Raw genomic sequence first — 23,917 nt, 5'->3', positions numbered from 1 at the left:
TGGGCGTCCACCGTCTGTGGACGCCCAGACCAGGTGTGCGCGCTGCGTTGCCGCCAAATCTCTTGGAGAGACTGAAAGATGATCACGAGTTCGGTGCAGAGGTCCTTCCGGGAGCAGGCGCAGCGCACACCCGACGCAGTGGCGGTGCGGTGTGCGGGCCGCAGCCTCACCTACCGGGAACTGGATGACCGGGCGAATCGGCTGGCCCATCGGCTGATTGCCGAGGGCGCAGGCCCTGAACGTCCGGTGCTGGTGTTGACGGATCGCTCGGTCGACCTGGTCGTCGGACTGCTGGCCATCCTCAAGTCGGGTTCGTACTACCTGCCGCTGCACACCGCCTATCCCCAGGAGCGGATGCAGTGGATCGCCGAGGAGTGCCGGGCCTCCGTGCTTCTGGCCGACACCACGAGGCGGGACCACTGGCTGCCGGAGGTCCCCGTGACCGTCCTGGTGGACGACCCGGAGGAGACCGCGGACGCCCTGTCCACCGATCCGGACGTCCCCGCCCACCCCGATCAGCTCGCCTATGTGATGTTCACCTCGGGTTCCACCGGAACACCGAAGGGCGTGGCGATCACCCAGCAGGACATCGTCGACCTGGTCAACGACGGCATGTTCGCGGCTCCCGGCGCTCACGACCGGGTTCTGCTGGTCGCTTCCTACGCGTTCGACCCCTCGACCTATGCGTTCTGGTACCCGCTGCTGCACGGCGGCACGGTGGTGATCGCCGCTGAGTCCGAACTCACGGTGGACCGCCTCGCCCGTCTCTTCGTCGAGGAGGAAATCACCGGCGCGGACATCACGGCCGGACTGTTCCGGGTGATCGCCGAAGAGCACCCGGAGTGCTTCGCCGGAGTCCGGGAGGTCATCACGGGCGGTGACGTCATCTCCGCCACCGCCGTGCGCAGGGTGCTCGAAGCATGCCCGGACACGATCGTCCGCGGCGCCTACGGCCCCACCGAGACCACGTTGTTCGCATCGCAGTCGCCGTGGACGGAGGCCGCGTCGGTGCCCGACCAGGTGCCGATCGGCCGTCCGCTCGACGGTATGGGTGCGTACGTCCTCGACGACACCCTGACCCCGGCCCCCACCGGTGTGACGGGTGAGCTCTATCTGGCCGGAGCCGGACTGGCCCGGGGCTACCTCAACCGTCCCGGGCTCTCGGCCGAGCGCTTCGTCGCGGACCCCTTCGGTCCGCCCGGCACCAGGATGTACCGCACCGGGGACCTGGCCCGCTGGAGTGCCGACGGACTGATCGAGTTCGTCGGCCGCGTGGACAACCAGGTCAAGATCCGCGGTTTCCGCGTCGAGCCCGGCGAGGTCGAGTCCACGCTCGCCGCGTTCCCCGGCCTCCGTCAGGTCGCGGTCACCGTTCGCGAGGACCGGCTGGGAGACAAGCAGCTGGTCGCGTACATCGTTGCGCAGGAGGACTCCTCCGCCGACATCGATGCGGTGCGCGGCTACCTGACACAGCAGCTGCCCGCGTACATGGTCCCCTCCGCCATCGTCGCCATCGACCGGCTGCCGCTGACCTCCAACCACAAGGTCGACTACCGCGCCCTGCCCGCCCCGCGCCAGGAAAGCGGTCCTGCCGGTGGCCGGTCGCCGCGAAACCGGCGTGAGGAGGAGCTCTGCGGGCTGCTCGGGCACGTTCTCGGGGTCGCGGACCTCGGTATCGACGACGACTTCTTCCAGCTCGGCGGCCACTCACTGCATGCGACCAGGCTGGTCAGCCGGATTCGTTCGTCGTTCGGTGTCGACCTGGGAGTGGCGGCGGTCTTCGGGAACCCCACGGTGGCGGCTCTGGCCGAGCTGTTGGACGACGCCCCGACAGCGCGCCCGGCACTGCTGCCGGCGGGCCGGAGCGGGCCGGTACCCTTGTCGGCGGCCCAGTACCGCCTCTGGTTCCTCAGCCGGCTGGAGGGCGGCTCGGCGACCTACAATCTGCCGATCGCCGTCAGGATGCGAGGAGATCTCGACCGGGCCGCCCTGGAGGCCGCACTGGGTGATCTCCTCGCCCGGCACGAGAGCCTTCGCACCGTGTTCCCCGAGCACGAGGGCAGCCCCCACCAGGTCGTTCTGCCGGTGGACCGGGTACGTCCCGCGCTGCCGCTGGAACAGGTCGAGGACGTTCCCGCCACGCTGCGATCGGCCGGGATGGAGCCCTTCGACCCGACCACCGACGTGCCCGTGCGGGCCAGGCTGTTCTTGGCGGGGCCCGGCGAGAACGTGCTGCTCCTGACGATGAACCACATCGGCAGCGACGGCTGGTCGATGGAGCCGCTCACCCGTGATCTGAACGAGGCCTACGCGGCCCGCCTGGCCGGGCGGGCGCCAGCTTGGGTGCCCCTGCCGGTCCAGTACGCGGACTACACCCTCTGGCAGCGCGCCGTACTGGGCTCCGAGCAGGACCGGGAGAGCTTGATCTGCCGCCAGTTGGACTTCTGGCGCACCACCCTGGACGGCGCCCCCGAGGAGCTGGAACTCCCCGTCGACCACGCCCGCCCTCCGGTGGCGAGCCACCGGGGCGGGGCCGTGCCGCTGGTGATCGGTCCCGAACTGCACGAACTGATCGGCAAGCTCAGCCGGACAACGGGCACGACGGTGTTCATGGTGCTGCAGGCCGCCGTGGCCGCACTTCTGACCAGGACGGGCGCCGGAACCGACATTCCGATCGGAAGTACGATCGCCGGGCGGACCGACGCGGCCCTCGAGCAGCTGATCGGCTTCTTCGTCAACACCCTGGTACTGCGCACCGACACCTCGGGCGACCCCACCTTCCGCCAGTTGCTGAGCCGGGTCCGGCAGACCGACCTGGCGGCGTACGAGCACCAGGACGTGCCCTTCGAGCAGGTCGTGGAGGCCGTGAGCCCGAGCCGCTCGCTGGCGGTTCACCCGCTCTTCCAGGTCATGCTGGTGCTCGAGAATCCCGGCGGGTACCGCTTCTCGCTTCCGGGGCTGGAGACCGAATCCGAGGAACTGGGCACCGAAAGCGCCAAGTTCGATCTCCTGTTCAGCTTCACCGAGCAATACGGCCCGGACGGAACGGCGGCGGGGATCACCGGCCGCCTGGAGTTCACCACCGACCTCTTCCTGACGACCACCGCCGAACTCCTGGCGCAGCGCCTCCGGATACTGCTGGCCGATGCGGTGGCCGATCCCGACCGGCGACTGTCCGAGGTGGACCTGTTCCTCGACGGCGAACGGAGCCGGATGCTGACCGGCTGGAACGCCACCCGGGTGGAGCTTCCGGATACCTCCCTGCCCGAGCTGATCCAGCAGCAGGTCAGCCGTACCCCCGGCGCGACGGCGGTGTCGGCGCAGGACGGCGAGCTGTCGTACGCGGATCTGAACGAGCGGGCGAACCGCCTGGCACACCTGCTGCTGTCCCGCGGTGTCGGACCGGGTGACTACGTCGGTGTGATGCTGCGTCGCGGTACCGGCCTGATCACGGCGTTCCTCGCCGTCCTGAAGTCCGGGGCCGCTTATCTGCCCATCGACCCCGGATATCCGCAGGACCGCGTCCGCTTCATCCTGGACGACGCCCGGCCCGCACTGGTCCTGACCACCGAGTCGGCCGCCGGAGCCCTTGCCGGGGATCTCCTGGCGCTGGACTCCCCCTCGGTCGGCGCGGAGCTCGCGGCGTCCCCGGCCCACGACCCGCGCGACGCCGACCGGCCCGCTCCTCTGACCCGGGAGACCCCGAGCTACGTCGTCTACACCTCGGGCTCCACCGGGCGCCCCAAAGGGGTCGTGCTCCCGGCGCGTGTCCTGATCAACCTGCTCGCCTGGAGCTCGTCCGTCGTTCCGTCCGAGCCCGGCTCCCGGGTGTCCCAGTTCAGCGCGGTCAGCTTCGACGTCTCCGAACACGAGATCCTCTCCGCCCTGCTGGCCGGCGGGACCCTGTGCGTGCCCGACGAAGAGACCCGCCTCGACCCGGCCAAGCTCGCCGAGTGGCTGGACCGCGAGGGGATCACCGAGTTCCACGCCCCTGACCTGGTGCTCTCGGCCGTCTACGAGGCCGCCCTTGAGCAGGGTCTGAAGCTGGACGCCCTGCGGCACGTGCTGCAGGCCGGCGAGACGCTCCAACTGACCCCCCAGGCAGCCGACTTCCACTCGGCCCGCCCGGCACTGCGGCTGCACAACCACTACGGCCCCTCCGAGACCCACGTCGTCACCGGCGCGACGCTGCCGACCGCGGTGGACAACTGGCCGGTGACGGCGCCGCTGGGCACACCGATCTGGAACACCAGGACCTATGTCCTGGACGACCGGATGCACCCGGTCCCGGTCGGTGTGATCGGTGAGCTGTACCTGGCGGGGGACTGCCTGGGCCACGGGTACCTCAACCGGCCCGAGTTGACGGCGCTGCGGTTCGTCGCCGACCCGTTCGGCGCACGCGGCGACCGCATGTACCGCAGCGGTGACCTGGTCCGGTGGCGGTCCGACGGAACCCTGGAGTTCCACGGACGCGCCGACGACCAGGTGAAGATCCGGGGCATCCGGGTCGAGCTCGGGGAACTCAACTCGGTGATCGCGGGCCATCCCGGGGTCGCCCAGGCCGCGACGGTCCTGCGGGAGGACCGGCCGGGCGACAAGCGCCTCGTCGCCTATGTGGTGGCCCAGGCCGGAGAGGAGCCCCCGCCCACCGACGCACTGCGCCGCCATGTCGCGGCCGCCGTGCCCGAGGCCCTGGTTCCGGCCGCGTTCGTCGCCCTGCCGTCCTTCCCCCTGACGTCCAACGGAAAGCTCGACCGGAGGGCGCTCCCCGCACCGACCTACACGGGAGTGTCGGTCAGGGAGCCGCGCACTCCCAAGGAACGCGTGCTGTGCGGACTGTTCGCGGAGATCCTGGGCGCGGATGCCGTGGGCATGGACGACAGCTTCTTCGAGCTGGGCGGTCACTCACTGCTGGTCACTCGGCTGGTGAGCCTCGTGCGTACGACCCTGGGCCTCGAGTTGCCGGTCCGTGCCGTGTTCGAGGCGCCGACTCCGGGCGAGCTGGCGCGGCGGCTGGAAACTGCGGGCCGGGCGCGTCCGGCGATGGCGGCGATGGAGCGCCCGGCCGAGGTGCCGGTGTCGTACGCGCAGCAGCGGTTGTGGTTCCTGGACCAGTTGGAGGGGCCCGGCGCCACCTACAACCTGCCGGTGGCCTACCGCATCTCCGGCCCGGTCGACGCTGATGCCCTGGAAGGAGCGCTGGGTGACGTGATCGAGCGTCACGAGAGCCTGCGCACGGTGTTCCGCAACGTCGAGGGCCGGGTGCTGCAGGACATCCTGCAGCCGGCTCCGGTCACCTTGCACCGAGCCGGCTGCACCGAGCAGCAACTGCCTGACGTGCTGAAAGCCCTCGGTGGCCATGCGTTCGACCTGTCGGCGGAGTTGCCGATCCGGGGCACCCTGGTCTCCCTGAGTGCGGACGATCAGGTGCTGATGGTGCTCTTCCACCACATCGCCGGTGACGGCGCGTCCAGGCGGCCGCTGGGCACCGATCTCAGTGCCGCCTACCGGGCTCGGCTGGCGGGCGCGCCGCTACAGTGGGCCCCGCTGCCGGTGCAGTACGCGGACTACACCCTCTGGCAGCGGGAGCTGCTGGGCAGTGAGGAGGACCGGGGCAGCCTGATCTCCGCGCAGCTGGACTACTGGCGGGCCGCGCTCGCCGACCTGCCCCAACTGATCGAACTACCGACGGACCGACCCCGTCCGGCCGAGGCGAGCAACCGCGGTGACCTGCTGGAGTTCCAGCTCGGTCGTGAGGTGCGCGATTCCCTCGTCGGCCTGGCCAAGGAGTCGGGTGCGACGGTGTTCATGGTGGTCCAGGCCGCGTTGGTGACGCTGCTGTCCCGTCTGGGGGCCGGAACCGACATCGTGCTGGGCACACCGGTGGCCGGACGTCCCGACGCGGAGATGGACGATCTCATCGGGTTCTTCGTGAACACCCTGGTGCTCCGGACGGATGTCTCCGGCGATCCCTCGTTCCGCGAGCTGATCGGCCGGGTTCGTGAGACGGACCTGGCGGCCTTCGCGCACCAGGACGTGCCGTTCGAGCGGCTGGTGGAGGTCCTCAATCCGGTGCGGTCGATGTCCAGGCACCCGCTCTTCCAGGTGATGCTGTCGGTCGACGACGCAGCTGCAGCGGGTGAGGTCGAGCTACCGGGTGCGACCGTGGTGCCGTTGGAGAGTGGGGCGGACACCGCCAAGTTCGATCTGTCGTTCTCGTTCACCGATCACGGTCACGTCTTCGACTGCAGCGTCGAGTTCGCGATGGACCTGTTCGACCGCGACTCGGTCGAGGTGCTGGTGGCCCGGTTGAAGCGGCTGCTTGCGGCCGTGACCGCCGACCCGGACGCCGCCATCGGCGGCTGGGAGGTGCTGTCGGCCCAGGAGCGCCGACGGGTGCTGGTCAAGTGGAACGCGACCGCTGCCGAGGTGCAGGACAGCACCCTGCCCGAGCTGTTCGAGGCGCAGGTCCGGCGGACACCCGACGCACCGGCCGTCCGCTTCGCGGGCGCCGTCCTCAGCTATGCGGAGCTGGATACGCAGGCGAACCGGCTCGCCCGGCTGCTGATCGCCAGGGGCGCGGGACCCGAGAGCTTCGTCGCACTGTCGCTGCCGCGTTCGGCGCAGATGATGGTCGCACTGTTGGCCATCCTAAAGTCGGGGGCCGCGTATCTGCCGGTGGACCCCGGCTATCCGGCCGACCGGATCGCCTTCATGCTGGAGGACGCCCGGCCTGCCCTGATCCTGACGAGCAGCGAGGTCGCCTCGGTGCTTCCCGGCGACGCGACGCCGGGCACCCGGATCCTCCTGGACGCTCCCGAGGTGCAGGAACTGCTGCACGGCCTGCCGGACACCGCGCCGACGGACCGGGACCGGCTCACCGCGCTGCTCCCGGCGAACGCGGCCTACGTGATCTACACGTCGGGCTCCACCGGCCGCCCCAAGGGCGTGCTCGTCCCGCATCAGAACGTCGTCGACCTCGCCGCCTGGGCGGGCCGCGACATCGGCCCGCAGCGCCTGTCGCAGGTCCTGGCGGCCACCTCGCTCAACTTCGACGTGTCCGTCTTCGAGATGTTCGGCCCGCTGCTCGGCGGCGGCTGCATCGAGATCGTCCGTGATGTGCTGGCGCTCCTCGAGAGCCCGGCCGACGGGTGGAGCGGAAGCCTCGTCAGCGCGGTGCCCTCCGTGATGTCCCACATGATCGGCAAGGGCCGGGGCACCGTCACCGCGGACATGGTGGTGCTGGCGGGCGAGGCCCTGTCCGCGCACGCACTGAACACCATCCGGGCGGCTGTGCCCGGCAGCCGGATCGCCAACATCTACGGACCCACCGAGGTCACCGTCTACGCGACCGCCTGGTACACGGACGAGGAGGCCCAGGGTGCACCGCCGATCGGCCGGCCGATCCAGAACACCCGGGCCTACGTCCTCGACGCGGCGCTGCGCCCGGTGCCACCCGGGGTGGCCGGTGAGCTGTATCTCGCAGGGACCGGCCTGGCGCGGGGGTATCTGAACCGCCCCGGCCTCACGGCGGAGCGCTTCACGGCGGATCCGTTCGGTCCGGCCGGCTGCCGGATGTACCGTACCGGTGACATCGTGCGATGGACGGCCGAGGGCGAGATCGACTACCTCGGGCGCACGGACAGTCAGGTCAAGGTCCGCGGCTTCCGGATCGAGCTGGGCGAGATCGAGGCCGTACTGGCCCAACACGACGGGCTGGCCCAGGTGGCCGTCGTCGTACGCGAGGACCAGCCGGGGGACCAGCGGATCGTCGGCTACGTCGTGCCGAGCGGGACCACCGGACTCGAGACCGTCGAGCTGCGGGACTTGGCGGCTGCCGAGCTGCCTGAGTACATGATCCCGTCGGCGTTCGTCCTTCTGGACGCGCTGCCGCTGAACCCGACCGGCAAGCTTGACCGGCGCGCGCTGCCGGCCCCCGACTTCGCCGCGCTGTCGGCCGGCCGAGCCCCGCGCACCGAGCAGGAGCGACAGCTCTGCGGAATCTTCGCGGAGGTGCTGGGACTCGACCGGGTCGGCATCGACGACAACTTCTTCGCCCTGGGCGGGCATTCGCTCCTGGTGACCAGGCTGGTCAGCCGGATCCGCAATGAGCTGGGGTGCGACCTTCCGGTCAGGGCCGTGTTCGACGCCTCTACGGTCGCCGCACTGGCCGAGCGGCTGTCCGGCGCCGACGGCGAGTCCGCCGCCGGCGCCCTGCGCCCGCTGCTGCCGCTGCGGCCGACCGGTGGACGAACGCCGCTCTTCTGCATCCACCCAGGCCTTGCGGTGAGTTGGGGCTACGCCAACTTGCTGCCGCATCTCCCGGCGGAGGTGCCGGTGTACGGGCTGCAGGCCCGCGGTCTGAACGGCACGGACCAGCTGCCGGGCCGGGTCGAGGACATGGCCGCCGACTACCTCGCACAGATCAGGTCGGTGCAGCCGGCGGGACCGTACCGGCTGCTCGGCTGGTCGTTCGGCGGTATGGTCGCGCAGGCGATCACCGCGATCCTCCAGGCGCAGGGCGAGCGGGTGGAACTGCTCGCCGTACTGGACGCACACCCCGACTGGACCGGTGCTCATGTCACCCCTGCGGAGCAGGACGGTTCGGGCGAGGGCGAGTTGATGGCCGAGGTCCTCGAGGGACTCGGCATCCTCCCGGGCGTTCATCCGAACAAGGGCCTGTCCCGGTCACGCTTCCTGGAAACCATCCGCGCGACCTACCCCGAGCTGTCCGACATGGACGGCGGGACTTCCGACGCTCTGGTGGACGTCCTGCTCAACAACCAGCGGCTCGGCGTGCGGTACCGGGCCCCCGGCCTCGATGGCGACGTGCTGCTCTTCGTCGCCGAGCGCACCCCGTTCGCGGAGGCCCTGCCGGGCGAGTGGCGGCGACAGGTGACGGGCACCGTGGAGGTCCACGGCCTGGACTGCGAGCACGTGGAGATGACCACGCCTCGGGCTGCCGCCGCGATCGGACGCGTGCTCACCGAACGGCTCCTCAACCAAACCGGAAACCGATGACAGCGGACATCACGGACGCCACCACGCGGTCCGACGACAGCGGGACCGGGAGCGAGCCGCCGAGGCAGAGCTTCTGGGTCGCCCGCGGGCTGATCCCCGGGCGCGGTCCTCGGCGCACCCTCGCGCTCGCGAGCTTCGTCCGGCAGATCGGCAACGGTCTGTTCATGATCAGTGCCGCGCTCTTCTTCACCCGCTCGGTCGGTCTCTCGGTGACACAGGTCGGTCTCGGGACGGGCGTCGCTGCCCTGGTCGGGCTGCTCGCCGGGATTCCGATCGGGCATGTCGCCGATCGGCACGGGCCGCGCCGGATTTACCTGGTGACCCTGATCGCCGAGGCCATTGCGATGGCGTCGCTCGTGCTCGTCCACACCTTCTGGCTCTTCATGGTGGTCGTCGCCCTGATCCAGGTCGCCGCCTCGTCCAGCGAGGCGGCGCGCGGGCCGCTGATCCGCGGCTTCGCCGGGCCGGACCCCACCCGGTACCGGTCCTATCTGCGCGCGATCGGCAACCTGGCGGGGGGCACCAGCGCCATCGCGGCCGGAGTCGCCGTGCAAATGGACACCCGCGGCGCCTATCTGGCTCTGGTGCTGGGCAATGCCCTGTCGTTCGCGGCGAGCGCGGCCGTGGTCTCCCGGCTCCCGTTCCTGCCGCCCGTGAAGTCGCCGCTCGGCACCGGTCGTTGGATCGCGCTGAAGGACACCCCGTTCGTGGTGGTGACCGTGCTCGACGGGATCATGTCGATCCAGGGCTACGTCCTGGTCTTCGCGCTGCCGTTGTGGATCGTCGACCACAGCGACGCGCCGAAGTGGCTGGTCGGCGCGACCGCCCTCCTGAACACCGGCCTGGTGGTGGTGCTCCAGGTCAGGGCGAGCCGTGGGATCGACAGCCCGTCCGCCGCCGCCCGCGCGATGCCCCGCGCCGGGCTGGCGTTCCTGATCGGCATGGCCCTGATCGCCGCTACCGCGGGGATGCCTGGATGGCTCGCCACGGCGCTGATCGCGGCCGGTGTCGTGGTGCACACGGTCGGCGAGCTCTGGTCTTCCGCAGCTTCGTTCGAGCTGAACTTCTCGCTTGCGCCGGCGCATGCACAGGGGCAGTACTCGGGACTGTTCGGGCTCGGTCCAGGGCTTGCGAGCGCCGGCGCGCCGTCAGTCCTGGGTCTGCTCTGCATCACCTGGGGTGCGCCCGGCTGGCTGGTGATGGGGGCGGTGTTCGTCCTCGTCGGACTGACGATGCCTCGTGTCGTTCGCTGGGCCGAACGGACCAGGCCGACGTACCAAGTTCCGGGTGAAACCTAATTTCACCACCGTTCCGCATTCGACCGATTCGCCTGTGAGCACGAGGAGTCAGCATGAGCAACCCCTTTGAGGACCCGGACGCCCAGTACCTGGTGCTGGTCAACGATGAGGGCCAGCACTCGCTGTGGCCGGTGTTCGCTCCGGTACCCGACGGCTGGAACACGGCCTACGGCCCGGCCGGTCGGCCGGACTGCCTCGACCACGTGAACGAGCACTGGACCGACATGCGGCCGCGAACCCTCGCGGCGCAACTGGACGCGACGGCCTGACAGCCGGCCGCCGAAGAGCTAAGAGGAATGCCCGGATGACCACGGCACACGAAGTTCCGTTCGACGACATGACCGTCAATCACATCGAGTTGTACGTCCGCGACATACGGGCGAAGGCGGCCTGGTTGGTCGACCAGTACGGCCTCACTGTCGAGGCCGACAACGAGCACGAGGCGGCCCACACCGGCGCCCGCTCGGTGGCACTCGGCAGCGGCCGCATCAGCGTGGTGCTCACGGAGGCCCTGGACGAGGAGCACCCGGCGGCCGTGTACGTCGAGCGGCACGGCGACGGCGTGGGGAACATCGCCCTGCGCGTGCCCAACGCCACGGCCGCCTTCCGTGAGGCCGTCCGCCGCGGGGCGCGCCCCCTGGCACCGCCCGTCGAACGCGACGGTGTGGTGACCGCGTCGATCACGGCGTTCGGCGATGTGTCGCACATGTTCGTGGAGCGCCGGGCCGGCGCTGCGAAGGGGGCGCTTCCCGGCCTGCGTCCGGTCGCCCGGCGCGAGCCCGCACAGGACATGGGGCTGACCGATGTGGACCACTTCGCGGTCTGCCTGGAGGCCGGCACCCTCGAAGGGACCGTCGACCACTACCGGCGCGTCCTCGGCTTCGACATGATCTTCGCCGAGGACGTCGTCGTCGGCGCCCAGGCGATGAACTCCAAGGTGGTGCAGAGCAGGTCCGGCGCGGTCACGCTCACCCTGATCGAACCCGACCTGTCCCGCGAGCCCGGCCAGATCGACGAGTTCCTCAAGGGGCACGACGGTCCCGGCGTCCAGCACATCGCCTGGAACAGCGAAGACATCGTGCGCTCGGTCCGGAACATGAGGTCGAGCGGAGTCGACTTTCTCAATACTCCGGACACCTACTACACGCTGCTGGCAGACCGGCTGACGGTGCGTTGGCACTCCATCGACGACCTGCGGGACCACGACATCCTGATGGACGAGGACCACGACGGGCAGCTGTTCCAGATATTCACCCGGTCGGTGCACCCGCGCCGGACCCTCTTCATGGAGGTGATCGAGCGCGCCGGCGCCCGCACGTTCGGCTCGGGGAACATCAAGGCGCTCTACGAGGCGGTCGAGTTGCAGCGTGCCAACGAAGGCGCCTTCAGGTGAGCCCCACCGGCACCGGTCGGTTCGAAGCCGAGGTCTCGCTCACGGAAGGGCCCCCGGTGTGCCTGGACGACGTGGAACGGCTGGCCGCCTCCCGGGTTCCCGCCGACGTCTGGGACTTCGTCCAGGGCGGTAGCGGCAGCGAGCGCACCCTCGAGGCCAACCGGGCCGCGCTGGACGACGTGGCCCTCGTGCCCCGCGTGCTGCGCGGAGCAGGGGCCGGCAACACGCACACCCGACTGGTCGGTACCGCCTGCGCGATGCCCGTCGCGATAGCGCCCATGGCCTACCACCGGCTGCTGCACCCGGAGGGCGAGTTGGCGATGGCCGCCGCCGCGCGGGCCGCTGACGTACCGTTCACCGTCGGCATGCTCAGCAGCTGCTCCCTGGAGAGCATCGCGCAGGTGGGGGCGTCGATCTGGTTCCAGCTGTACTGGCTGAGCGACCGCGGACGGATGCTCGGCCTGATCGGACGCGCCGAGCAGGCCGGCTGCCGGGCCCTGGTGATCACCGTCGACGTGCCCGTCATGGGGCGGCGACTGCGCGACCTGCGCAACGAGTTCGTGCTTCCCTCCTGGGTGAGCCCCGTCAACCTGGACGCCGGTCCCTCCGAGGCGCACGGGCGGGTCGCCGGCGGGTCGGCGGTCGCCGAACACACCAGGACGGTGTTCGACCCCTCGGTGACCTGGCAGGACCTTGAGTGGCTGCGCGAGCAGAGCGCGCTGCCGCTGATCGTCAAAGGAGTCCTCGACGGTGGGGATGCGGCACGGGCCGTCGCCTGCGGCGCCGACGCCGTGGTGGTCTCCAACCACGGAGGCCGGCAGCTGGACGGCTCACCGGCCAGCGTGGCGGTGCTGCCCCAGGTGCGCGAAGCCGTGGGAGACGACTGCCAGGTGCTGCTGGACAGTGGGGTGCGCAGCGGGACCGACATCCTGCGGGCGCTCGCCCTGGGAGCGTCGGGTGTCATGGTGGGCCGGCCGCTGCTGTGGGGTCTGGCGCTCGGCGGCGCGACGGGAGCCGGGCAGGTGCTGTCGCTGCTGCGTGCGGAGTTCGCCGACTGCCTGACACTCGCCGGCTGTGCCGACCCAGGCGAGGCCGGTGGACTGCGCACGCTGCTGGGTCCGAAGGCCGCCCTGCGACAAGGACCGAGTGGATGCGGAGAAGGCGGACATGACCACTGAGATCGCCGACCGGCTGACAGTCGACCTCAGCACGGCGGACCTGCACGGAGCACTCGAGGACCCCGCGCTGTCATCGATGAACCTGCTGAACGAGATAGCAAACCGCTATCCGCAGGCCGTCCAGTTCGCGGCCGGCCGACCCAACGAGGAGTTCTTCGACCTCGAGGACGTCCACACCTACCTGCGCGTCTTCACCGACCACCTCGCCCGCGACCGCGGCATGTCGCCCGCGGAGGTCCGGCGCACGCTCTACCAGTACGGCCGGACCAAGGGCATCGTGCACGAGCTGGTGGCCCGGAACCTGGCGGTCGACGAGGGGATCGAGACCGATCCCGAGGCCGTCGTGGTCACGGTGGGTTGCCAGGAAGCCATGTACCTGATCCTGCGCGCACTGCGGGCCGGCCCCGAGGACGTGCTGCTCGCAGTGGCGCCGACCTACGTGGGCCTCACCGGCGCTGCGCGGCTGGTCGACATGCCGGTCCTGCCCGTCTCGGGCGGGGCCGACGGGGTGGACCTCGACGATCTCGTCGCGGTGGTGCGTCGCGCCCGGCGCGACGGCCTGCGGCCGAGGGCCTGCTACGTCATGCCCGACTTCGCCAACCCCTCGGGCCTGAGCCTGACGTACGCCATGCGACGACGCCTGCTGGACATCGCCCGGGAGGAGAGCCTGCTGCTCCTGGAGGACAACCCGTATGGCCTGTTCCACGGCGGCGAGGAGCGGCCCCCGACCCTCAAGGCGCTCGACGAGCACCGCAGCGTGGTCTACCTGGGGTCGTTCGCCAAGACGGCGCTGCCCGGCGCCCGGGTGGGCTATGTGGTGGCCGACCAACGGGTGGCCGACGGCGCCGGCCGGATCGGTCTGCTGTCCGATCAGCTCTCGAAGATCAAGAGCATGCTGACGGTGAACACCTCCCCCATCGCCCAGGCGGTGGTGGGCGGCAAGCTCATCGTGCACGGCTGCAGTCTGGTCGCCGCCAACCTCCGCGAACGCGAGGCGTACACCCGCAATCTCCGGCAGATCCTCGACGGTCTGGCCACCAGGTTCCCCTCAGATGCTCCCGGGTCGGCCGGGGTGGAGTGGAACGCGCCGGCCGGAGGGTTCTTCGTCGTGCTGACACTGCCGTTCCCCGTCGACGACGCGTTGCTGGAGCACTCGGCCCGGGAGTACGGCGTGCTGTGGACGCCGATGCGCCACTTCTACGACGGTCCGGGCGGCGAGCACCAACTGCGGCTTTCCACCAGCGCGGTGACCCCGCAGCAGATCGATCTCGGGCTGGACCGTCTCGCGGCCCTGATAAAGGAGTGGAGCAAGTGATGGCTCAGGAGTCCGTCCAGCAGCGCTTTGCCGCACAGGCGAGGCTCGCGCCGGATGCGGTCGCGGTCACCTCCGGCCGGGACCGGCTGACCTTCGCGGAGCTGGACCGACGGGCGAACGGGCTGGCGCACCGGCTGCTGGAACTGGGCGTGCGCCCCGAGGAGCCCGTGGCGGTCCTCATGGAGCGCTCGGTCGACCTGGCGGTGGCGATCCTGGGCGTGCTCAAGGCAGGCGGCGCCTACCTCCCGCTGCACAGCGGAAACCCGTCCGCGCGCCATCGGCTGACGATGAGCCAGGCCTGCGTCCGGGTCATGCTGGCCGACGAGGCCATGCGCGGGCGCGGGCTGCCGTCGCACGACGGTCTCACGGTCCTCGACCCTGCCGCACCGGCCGCCACCGCCGAATCCGACCCCGGCGTGGAGTCCCGGGCGGACCAACTGGCTTACGTGATCTACACCTCGGGATCGACCGGGACACCGAAGGGCGTCGCGGTGACCCACCGGGACGTGCTGGCCCTGGTCGACGACGGTCTGTGGGACGGCGGCGCCCACCAGCGGGTGCTGATGCTGGCCCCGTACGCCTTCGACGTGTCCACCTACGAGCTGTGGGTGCCGCTGCTGCGCGGTGGACAGCTGGTGATGGCCCCGCCCGACATCGACGTCGACACCCTGCGAAACCTCGTCAGGCAGGAGAGCATCACCGGTCTGCAGCTGACCGCCGGTCTGTTCCGGGTGGTCGCGGACGAGGCGCCGGACTGTTTCGCGGGCGTCCGCGAGGTGATGACGGGCGGGGACGTGGTCTCCCCGACGGCGGTGGGGCGGGTCCTGGACGCGTGCCCCGGCACTGTCGTCCGGGCGATGTACGGGCCGACCGAGACGACACTGTTCGCCACACATCACCCGATGACCGCGCGACCCGCCGGGGACGTGCCGCTCGGCCGCGCGCTCGACGGTATGCGGGTGTACGTCCTCGACGACAGGCTGGAGCCGCCCCCGGCGGGCGAAGCCGGGGAGTTGTACATCTCGGGCGCCGGCGTCGCGCGCGGCTACCTCGGCCGCGCCGACCTGACCGCCGAGCGGTTCGTTGCCGACCCGTTCGGCGCACCCGGAACCCGCATGTACCGCACCGGCGATCTGGGCCGGCGCAACGAGCAGGGGGAGCTGGAGTTCCTCGGCCGGGTCGGGAACCAGGTGAAGATCAGGGGCTTCCGGGTAGAGCTCGGCGAAGTGGAGACGGCCCTGGCGATCGTGGCGCCGAACGTTCAGGCGGTGGTCGTGGCGCGCGGGGGCGAGGCCCACGACAAGCGCCTGGTCGCCTACCTGGTGCCGGAGGAGGGCGAGTCGTCGCCCGAGGAGGAGGCGATCCGGCGAGGACTCGCGGAGATGCTGCCCGACTACATGGTGCCGTCCGCCTTCGTCGTGCTGGCCGGCCTTCCGCTGACGCCCAACGGCAAGGTCGACTACCGGGCTCTGCCGGAGCCGCAGCGCGCCCAGCCCGACGCCGACGCCGACTCCGACGTCGGACCGCGCGATCCGCGCGAGGAGGTCCTCTGCCGACTGTTCGCCCAGGCCCTCGCCGTGCCGACGGTCGGTGTCCACACCGACTTCTTCGAAGCCGGCGGTACCTCGCTGGGCGCGACCAAGCTGGTCGGCCGGATCAGGGCGGAGCTCGGCGTCCGGCTGACCATGCGCGACCTGCTCAAGCTCCGCACCCCGGCCGGCCTGGCGGGCGCCGTGCACAAGTCCGGTGGCCCGGACAGCAGTAACGACGTCCTGACGCCGGTACTCGCCCTCCGGCCCACGGGCGCGCGGACGCCCGTCTTCTGCGTCCACCCCGGCGGCGGCATGGCCTGGTGCTACTCGGCACTGCTGCGCCATCTGCCCAAGGGCATCCCGGTGTACGGGCTCCAGGCGCGTGGCCTGGCGGGCACCGAGCCCGTCGCGCAGACCATGGAGGAGATGGTCGGCGACTACATGGACCAGATCCGCCGCGTTCAGCCGACCGGCCCCTACCGGCTGATCGGCTGGTCGTTCGGGGGCAACGTCGCCCAGTCCATCGCGGCCCGGCTGCGTGAGGAAGGCCAGGAGGTCGGGCTGCTCGCCGTCCTGGACTCGCACCACGGCGGGGCCAGGACTGCTCCCCGATCGCCGTCCCCGCGTGACGTGCTGCACCTGGCCTTCGACGGTCTTGACGCATTCCACGCGGAGCCCGGCGACGGACCGCTGAGTGCGGCGCGGGTCCAGGAAATCCTGCAGGAACAGGGCAGCCCGCTGGCCGGTGTGGGACCCCGGACGATCGAGGCGATCACCGCCGTCACCGCGAACAACATCCGGGTCAGCGACGCGGTGCGCCCCTCCCACTTCGACGGGGACCTGCTCTTCTTCGAAGCAACCGACCAGGCCGGGGATCCGACCGGACTCGCCGAGGTGTGGCGGCCGTACATCGGCGGGACCATCGACCGCCACGTCGTCGGTGTCGAGCATCTTCGCCTGATGACTCCCGCCGCGCTGGCCGTCGTCGGACCGATCGTCGCCCGCCGACTCGAACAGACCGCCTGACCCGACGTTCCCACGTCAGCCAACCGCCTTTCAGCCCAAGCCCCCTGAGAGAACGATCATCATGTCGCCACGTACGGTCGCCGAGGACCTCGCCCAGGTGAACCTCACCGACCCGGCCACTTTCGTCCAGCCCGCGATGGAGGACGTCTGGAGGCGCCTGCGCGAGGAGCATCCTGTCTACCTCCACCCGGCGACCGAGACCACGCCGGAGTTCTGGGTGCTCACCCGCTACGAGGACGTCCTCGCGGTCTACAAGGACCCCGAGCGATTCGTCTCGCAGCGCGGCAACATGCTCACCTCCCTGATGAACGGCGGTGACCCGGCGGGCGGGAAGATGCTGGCCGTGATGGACGCACCGCGTCACACCGCGCTGCGCACCACACTGCTGAAGTCCTTCTCCCCCCGCGCCCTGCAGCACGTCGTGGACAAGGTGCGCGTGCGGGCCGACGAGCGCGTCGCCGCCGCGGTCGCCGCCGGGACCTGCGACTTCGCGGCCGAGGTCGCCGACCACATACCGATGGGAACGATCTGCGACCTGCTGGGTGTGCCGCCGTCCGACCGGGTGGAGCTCCTGCGTCTGAGTAAGCAGGCCCTGAGTTCCGACGACGCCGAACAGTCCGACGAGGACGTCTGGCTGGCCCGCAGCGAGATCCTGCTCTACTTCGCCGAACTCGCCGAATTCCGCCGGGCAGTGCCGAAGGACGACCTGATCAGCACGCTGGCCACGGCCCACGTCGACGGTGCCCCTCTGACCGAGGAGGAACTCGTCCTCAACTGCTACGGGCTGATCCTGGCCGGGGACGAGACCAGCCGGCTGGCAGCGACCAGCGCGGTCTGGCACTTCAGCCAGAACCCCGACTCGTGGGACTCACTGCGGAGCGGCCGGGCGTCGCTCCCGGCCGCCGTGGAGGAGATCCTTCGGTGGACGACCCCGGCGATGCACCTCGGCCGCACCGCGACCACCGAGGTCGAGATCGGGGGCCGCACCATAGCCGCAGGAGACACCGTCACGGCCTGGAACGTATCCGCGAACCGGGACGAGACGGTCTTCGCCGACCCCTATGTCTTCGATCCGGCCCGCACCCCGAACAGGCATCTGACGTTCGGTTACGGCCCGCACTTCTGCCTGGGTGCCTACCTGGGCCGGGCCGAGATCGCCGCCGTGATCGATGCCCTGCTGCGTACCGTGGACACGATCGAAGCCCAGGGAGAACCTGAGCCGGTGTACTCGACCTTCCTCCGCGGATACAGCAGCCTGGCGGTACGCCTCCGGCCGGTCGACGGCGCGTAAAGCCGACGCTCCACGGCCGAACTCCCGCGCGGCGCAGGCGTGGAGCATTGGCAGAGCGAGTGCCGCTCAGGCGAGGCACGGCGAACTCCTGATTGAGATCGGCGTGTTCGACGTTCCCCAGCAGCTTGACGAGCGGAAGCCGGTGATGGCGAGGCTGCACAGCAGCCTCGGCTACCGCAGCCCCGCCGAGTCCGAGACCGCCCTCGCGGCCTGACCACCACACCAAGGGTGCCCGTCACAGCGGAGCGAGCTCAGTGACCACCGTGGAAGACGCAACCGACCGTGGCGCCAGTGCCCATGCTGACCACCCCCACGGCTGGATCGGCACTGGCTCGTACGAAGCCTCCGGCGTATCCGTCGTCGTCGGCACTGCGTGCACCCACGTAGAGGCCCCAGTTGAGGAAGAGTTCCTGTAGGCCGCCGACGCTGTCGGGAAACGGCTCGGCGGCGGGACGTACACGGTGCTGGAGCACGAACGGGCCGTTCATGGCCGAGGTGACCTTGCTCTCCCAATCCGCCGCGTCCGCCTCCCAGCCGGCGGTGATTCCGTTGCCACCGTGCAGCAGTGTCGGCTTCAGGATCAGCTCGTGCTGGTGGGCCAGGGCGTGGGCGAGCATGTCGACCTGGGAGCCGCCGGGGTCCGTGGCGCGCGGCCGCACGTACCGCGTCCATGGCAGGAGCCGGTCGATGCACGCCAGTTCGGCGGCGTCGAACAGGTCACGGTGCTGCTCGTCGGAGAGAATCGCCAGGGTGCCCTTGTTGCCGTACAGCTCGGCGTCCAGCCGGCTGAACAAGCCCACCTTGCCCTGCTCGACCGCGACCAGCAGCGGCTCCAGTTGGGCCGCCGAGGAGGGGTCGCTGAGGTCCTCGGGAAGGAAGTACCGGAAGATGACGTCGACGGCCCGGCCCGAGACCGTCGGACGGCCGTTCGGGTACGTGAGCTCGCCGAGGTCGCAGGCGATCCCCTCGGCTCCGTAGTCGGCCAGCTTCGCGGCGAACACCCGCAGCCGGGGTCCCACGACGGCGAAGTTGTCCACCGTGTCCACCACGGCGACGACGGGTGCCCGGTCGGTGGGGATGTTCGCGGCGCACTCGGCCTTCATGGTCCGCACCATGCGGCCCAGCGTGTCCCGGTAGCGGAGCCCGTGCCGCCGTACGAACTCCTCAAGCGGCGGATACGCCAGCATCGCCCGGTTGATGTCGGCGTTCTCGAAGCCGCCGAGCGCGCTGGTGAGATTGAACTCGAGAAGTTTGAAGCCCGCACCGTCATGATAGAGATCGGCCCGCCCCAGCGGGAGGAGTGCCCCGGTCCGGGCGCTCCGCGTGATCAGTGCTGATTGCGCGGGATCCATGCCGACCGCCGCCGCCAGCGCCGTGATGCTTCCGCCGAACACACGCTCCGGCAGTGAGCGCAGCAGCTCGTAGACCGTGTGGAGGTCTTCGACGACGGTGCGGCGCTCGGTCTCGCCGAGGAAGGCAGGGCCGTTCAGGAACCGGTCCTGGTACGCCAGCGTAAGCGTGGCAGACTCCCGGGCGGCGGCCGTGGGGTGGTGGCCGTCCGCCAACGCATGCTGCGCGAGCTGCTCCCCGTACGCGTGGCCCAACCGCGATCTGGGTGGCTTGGGCAGGCTCGTGGTCGTCATTGCAGATCCCGATTCGCTAGTAGGTGGTTCCGGGCAAGCCCGCGGCTGGGCCGCTCGACTGCCGGGCGTCGGTTCGTGGCGATTCCGTGGGCACCGGGCCGACCTCTGGTGTGTCCCGGCCCATCGAGGCCTCATGAGAAGCTGGTGGCACACGGTGTCCCCCGGTCACTGCGAAACCCGCGCCCTCCCTACGACTGTGTTCTGCGGTACCGGCTGCCCGGCGCACCGCAGCGCCGCCCGTCGGCAGGTTGTTCGCTCAGTTCGTTTCCGTGGATGGCGAAGCCTGCTCGGCGCGTGTGATCCACTGGCGGCGGGCGGCCACGAAGAGCGCCACTGCGACAACCGCCATGACGACCGCGCCGGCGCCGAACACGGCGCGGGTGCCGACCTCGGCGGCGCCGATGCCGCCGGCCGCCGCACCGATGGGCAGTCCGCCCCAGGCGACGAGCCGGTACACGCTGTTCGCCCGCCCGAGCAGGTGCTGCGGCACCAGGGTCTGCCGCAGGACGACCACGACGACGTTCCACGTCACCGTCCCGCACGCGAAGATCGCGAGGGCCGCGCCGGCCGCGTACACCGAGGGCACCGCGGCCAGCACCGTCTCGCTCACGGTGATCAGGACGGCGGTGGCGACCAGCGCTCCCTCCCTGCCCAGACGCTCCGTCAGGGCCGGAGCGAACCGGGAGGCCAGGACGGCTCCCACGGCTTGGCAGGCGAGCAGGACGCCGTATCCGAACGGGCCCAGATCGAGCACCTTCCCGCTGTGCACCACGAGCACGGCGAGCATCGCGTTCCCGGCGAGATTGATGAGACAGGACACCAGGGCGAGGCTGCGCAGCAGGTGATGCGAGAACAGCCATCTGGCGCCGGCCATCATCTCCGACATGACGCCGGCCCTGTCCGGTCCGCGTTCGATCGGCCGGGTACGGCGGATGCGGCTGAGCAGGACGGCGGAGCACAGGAAGGTGGCCGCATCCACGCCGAAGGGCAGGGCCACCGCCACACCGAACATCAGCGCACCGAGGAGCGGGCCGACGAAGCCGGTACCTGCCTCCTGCACGGCCATGATGCGGGCGTTGGCGGTGGAGAGACCGGCCTTCGGGGTGATGAACGGGACGAGCACCTGCGCGGCGTTGCGGCCGATGACCTCACCGGTACCGAGCAGGAACATGCACACGTAGAGCAGTGGCAACCCGCCCCAGCCGCCGAGGATCCCGGCAGTGAGCACTGCGAGCACGACGGCCCGGGCGACGTCTACGCGGACCATCATCTTCCGGATGTCGACGCGGTCACCCAGCAGCCCTGCCGGGATGCCGAACAGGATGAACGGCACGGTGAATGCGACCGAGGCCGCGCCGATCAGGCGGGGATCGTCGGTCAGTTGGGAGGCCAGCAGGGGGCCGGCGGCGATCGTGGCCCCGTCACCGAGCGAGGAGACTGCGGCGGACCACCACAGTCGGGAGAAATCAGCGCCCAGGCGCAGCCGTTGCGGGCCGACCTTTTCGGTTGTCGACGCGCTCATGACACTGTGTGGCAGTGCAGCCGACAGTCCATTGGTCCCCCTTCGATGCACCCCATAGTTGATGCCCCATCAATCTGCCGTCGTCCACCGAGGTTTGTTTCGGTCAGGTGCACGCAGATTTCGACAATAGTCGGCGTCCGCAGCGGCGTCGAGGGAAAGATCAAGTCCGCCGGGCGAACGGGCCGCACGTCTCCCAAGAAGATCAAGTTCCGTCCCGTCGGAGGGAGGCCGCGCCCTGTCGTCTTCTGATATGTTCGCCGCCGCTGGCGCTGAATCGGTGGCGGGAACGTACATGCTTGGGAGGGCATGCTTGGGAGGGCATGCTGACAACTGGGCTTTCACATCACTGCGTTCAGGACCCCGCTTCGTGCTTGCGTGCGATTGATTCGGCGCGACGGCCGGCGGCCGAGTGGTCTCGGTTTCTCCGTCCTCCGAACGCGCGACCACGCGTCGACTCCTCACGCGTCGCCTCGCGGCGGCCTGCCGACACTGACGGTCGGCCGTCGGCTGCACCAGAGGCACCGTGACCGGACCGCGTCGACGCACGGTCCGGAACTGAGGACATCCCGGTGAGTCATCTGAGTGTCTGCAGTCAAGGCTGTCACGAGCAGCCGCGCACATCGAAAATGAGGGCAACGTTCATGGGAACCTACGAACCGGATGCGGCGAGGCCTAGCAGCATCACTCGCCGCTGCCTCTCGCGTCATCCGCGGACCTGCCACCTCGGGTCCCACGGAGGCATACGTTGAGTCCCGCGGCGGGTCTGAAGAGCGCCCGTCCGGAGGTCGCCGAACCGGTGACCGTCGCCGTCATCGGGACCGGGGCGATCGGCCGGGACCTGGTGAGCAAGATCGACCGGTCACCGGCGTTGGATTGCCGGCTGGTGGCCGGACGTAACCCGGAGTCGGCGGGCCTGCGGTACGCCGAGAGCCTCGGCTATGCCACGACCGCCGGCGGCATCAAGGCCGTACTGGCGGCCCCGCGCCCGTTCGACGTCGTCTTCGACGCCACCAGCGCCGCGTCCCACCGGGACCACTGGCCACTGCTGGAGCCGCTCGGGACGTTGGTGATCGACCTGACGCCCAGCAAGGTCGGGCAGATGGTGGCGCCCACCGTGACCGGGGTGTCGCCGGCCGGTGGACGCAACGTCAATCTGATCAGCTGCGGCGGTCAGGCGTCCGTGCCGGTCGTGCACGCGCTCGCCGCCCACTTCCCCGTGACGTACTTCGAGGTCGTCTCGACCGTGGCCAGCGAGGTCGCGGGCCGGGCGACCAGGCTGAACCTCGACGAGTACGTGGCGACCACCGGTCACGCCGTGACGACGTTCTCCGGGGTGACCGACGTCAAGGCGATCCTCAACATCAGTCCGGCGGTGCCACCGGCGACCTTCCGGACGGCCATCCATGCCCGCATGGCCGGCGCCGACCCAGTGGCGGTGCGCGCGGTGGTCGATCAGGTGGCCGAGCAGACGCGGTCGTTCGCTCCCGGGTACGAGGTCGTTGCCTGCACGGCGGTCGGCGACCTGGTGACGATCACCCTCCAGGTCCTGGCGCACAGCGACGTGCTGCCGCCGTACGCCGGAAACCTCGACATCATCAACTCCGCCGCCGTCATGGTCGCCGAGCAGTACGCGATCCGGCCGGACCGGGCGTCCCGGACGGGAGTGACCTCATGAAGCACGTGGTGATCCACGACCCGACGTTGCGGGACGGCCAGCACGCGGTCCGGCACCGGCTCGGGCTCACCGCGCTGCGCCGTTACGCGGAAGCGGCGGACGCCGCGCGGATTCCGGTGGTGGAAGTCGGCCACGGCAACGGTCTGGGCGCCTCCTCGCTGCAGGTCGGGCAGGCCGCTGTGAGTGACGACGAGATGCTGTCGACCGTCCGCGAGGCGCTGCGCCACAGCCGGATGGGCATTTTCATGCTGCCCGGCTGGGGCACCTCCGACGACCTCCGGCGGGCGATCGCCCACGGGGTCGACGTTTTCCGCATCGGCGTGCACGCCACGGAGGCGTCACTGGCCGAGCGTCACCTGGGCTTCCTGCGGGATGCCGGTGGCGAGGCGCACTGCGTTCTGATGATGAGCCACATGGCCTCCCCGGAGAAGCTGGCCGAGCAGGCCGCGCGGGCCGTCGGATACGGGGCGCAGGCCGTGGGGATCATGGACTCCGCGGGCCACTTCCTCCCCGCGGACGTCACCGCGCGGATCGGTGCGATCGTCGAGGCGGTCGACACCGTCCCGGTGATCTTTCACGGACACAACAACCTCGGGATGGCCGTGGCCAACTCGGTGGCCGCGGCCGACGCCGGCGCCCTGATCATCGACGGCTGCGCCCGTGGCTTCGGCGCCGGGGCGGGCAACACCCAACTCGAAGTACTGGTCCCGGTGCTTGGGCGGAGCGGGTACGCCACGGGCATTGACCTGTACGCGCTGCTCGACGCCGCCGAGCTCGCCGAGCGCGAACTCATGCCGGCTCCACCGGTGACCGCCTCGATGAGCATCGTCAGCGGCCTGGCGGGAGTGTTCTCCGGATTCAAGCACCGGGTCGTCGAACTCTCCGCGGCCGCCGGTGTGGACCCGCGCGACGTCTTCTTCGAACTCGGTCGACGGCAGGCCATCGCCGGCCAGGAGGACCTGATCGTGGACGTGGTGGCCGAGCTGAGCAGCCGCAGAGCCGACAGCTGAGGGTTGACGGCTG

12 protein-coding genes are annotated in these 23,917 nt (G+C 70.3%); 10 read left to right on the top strand and 2 right to left on the bottom strand.

The annotated features are described in order from the left end of the window. Positions 1-78: 78 nt before the first annotated feature. The 8 genes from OTB20_RS34090 to OTB20_RS34055 all read left to right on the top strand — a co-directional run bounded on the left by OTB20_RS34090 (position 79) and on the right by OTB20_RS34055 (position 18,054). A complete protein-coding gene (locus tag OTB20_RS34090) occupies positions 79-9,021 on the top strand; it encodes a non-ribosomal peptide synthetase (RefSeq protein WP_267823549.1) in 8,943 nt (2,980 codons plus the stop codon). Continuing rightward, positions 9,018-10,319: an MFS transporter gene (locus OTB20_RS34085; protein WP_420716541.1), complete on the top strand. Its 1,302-nt coding sequence runs from the start codon at positions 9,018-9,020 to the stop codon at positions 10,317-10,319. The genes OTB20_RS34090 and OTB20_RS34085 overlap by 4 nt, the downstream gene beginning before the upstream one ends. A gap of 53 nt (positions 10,320-10,372) precedes the next feature. Beyond that, the gene (locus OTB20_RS34080) at positions 10,373-10,588 is read left to right on the top strand and encodes an MbtH family protein (protein WP_267823547.1); all 216 of its coding nucleotides are present in this window, start codon (positions 10,373-10,375) and stop codon (positions 10,586-10,588) included. 35 nt (positions 10,589-10,623) lie between these two features. Continuing rightward, positions 10,624-11,712 (top strand): 4-hydroxyphenylpyruvate dioxygenase, encoded by a 1,089-nt coding sequence (hppD, locus tag OTB20_RS34075; protein ID WP_267823546.1) that lies wholly within the window; start codon positions 10,624-10,626, stop codon positions 11,710-11,712. Continuing rightward, the gene (locus OTB20_RS34070; RefSeq protein ID WP_267823544.1) at positions 11,709-12,890 is read left to right on the top strand and encodes an alpha-hydroxy acid oxidase; all 1,182 of its coding nucleotides are present in this window, start codon (positions 11,709-11,711) and stop codon (positions 12,888-12,890) included. The genes hppD and OTB20_RS34070 overlap by 4 nt, the downstream gene beginning before the upstream one ends. Further along, positions 12,880-14,205 (top strand): PLP-dependent aminotransferase family protein, encoded by a 1,326-nt coding sequence (locus tag OTB20_RS34065; protein ID WP_267823542.1) that lies wholly within the window; start codon positions 12,880-12,882, stop codon positions 14,203-14,205. The genes OTB20_RS34070 and OTB20_RS34065 overlap by 11 nt, the downstream gene beginning before the upstream one ends. Beyond that, positions 14,205-16,763 carry an amino acid adenylation domain-containing protein gene (locus OTB20_RS34060; RefSeq protein WP_267823540.1) on the top strand — a complete coding sequence of 853 codons (2,559 nt, stop codon included), beginning with the start codon at positions 14,205-14,207 and terminating at the stop codon, positions 16,761-16,763. The genes OTB20_RS34065 and OTB20_RS34060 overlap by 1 nt, the downstream gene beginning before the upstream one ends. A 61-nt stretch (positions 16,764-16,824) precedes the next feature. Next, positions 16,825-18,054, top strand: coding sequence for a cytochrome P450 (locus tag OTB20_RS34055; protein ID WP_267823538.1), 1,230 nt, complete (start codon positions 16,825-16,827; stop codon positions 18,052-18,054). A gap of 251 nt (positions 18,055-18,305) precedes the next feature. On the opposite strand, the gene OTB20_RS34050 is transcribed toward OTB20_RS34055, so the two are convergent. Together OTB20_RS34050 and OTB20_RS34045 are read right to left on the bottom strand one after the other, a co-directional pair. Next, on the bottom strand, positions 18,306-19,697 hold the full coding sequence (locus OTB20_RS34050) for a hypothetical protein (protein ID WP_267823536.1): 1,392 nt from the start codon (positions 19,695-19,697) through the stop codon (positions 18,306-18,308). A gap of 256 nt (positions 19,698-19,953) precedes the next feature. After that, the gene (locus OTB20_RS34045) at positions 19,954-21,219 is read right to left on the bottom strand and encodes an MFS transporter (RefSeq protein ID WP_267823534.1); all 1,266 of its coding nucleotides are present in this window, start codon (positions 21,217-21,219) and stop codon (positions 19,954-19,956) included. A gap of 745 nt (positions 21,220-21,964) precedes the next feature. Here OTB20_RS34045 and OTB20_RS34040 point away from each other — a divergent pair. Together OTB20_RS34040 and dmpG are read left to right on the top strand one after the other, a co-directional pair. Then, positions 21,965-22,894 carry an acetaldehyde dehydrogenase (acetylating) gene (locus tag OTB20_RS34040; protein WP_267823532.1) on the top strand — a complete coding sequence of 310 codons (930 nt, stop codon included), beginning with the start codon at positions 21,965-21,967 and terminating at the stop codon, positions 22,892-22,894. Beyond that, positions 22,891-23,904, top strand: coding sequence for a 4-hydroxy-2-oxovalerate aldolase (gene dmpG, locus OTB20_RS34035; RefSeq protein WP_267823530.1), 1,014 nt, complete (start codon positions 22,891-22,893; stop codon positions 23,902-23,904). The genes OTB20_RS34040 and dmpG overlap by 4 nt, the downstream gene beginning before the upstream one ends. Positions 23,905-23,917 lie beyond the last annotated feature (13 nt).

The organism is Streptomyces sp. H27-H1 (genome assembly GCF_026627445.1).
Classification (GTDB): Bacteria; Actinomycetota; Actinomycetes; order Streptomycetales; family Streptomycetaceae; genus Streptomyces.
Note: the sequence above shows the minus strand (reverse complement) of the source record. Positions and strands in the feature narration are given on the sequence as shown.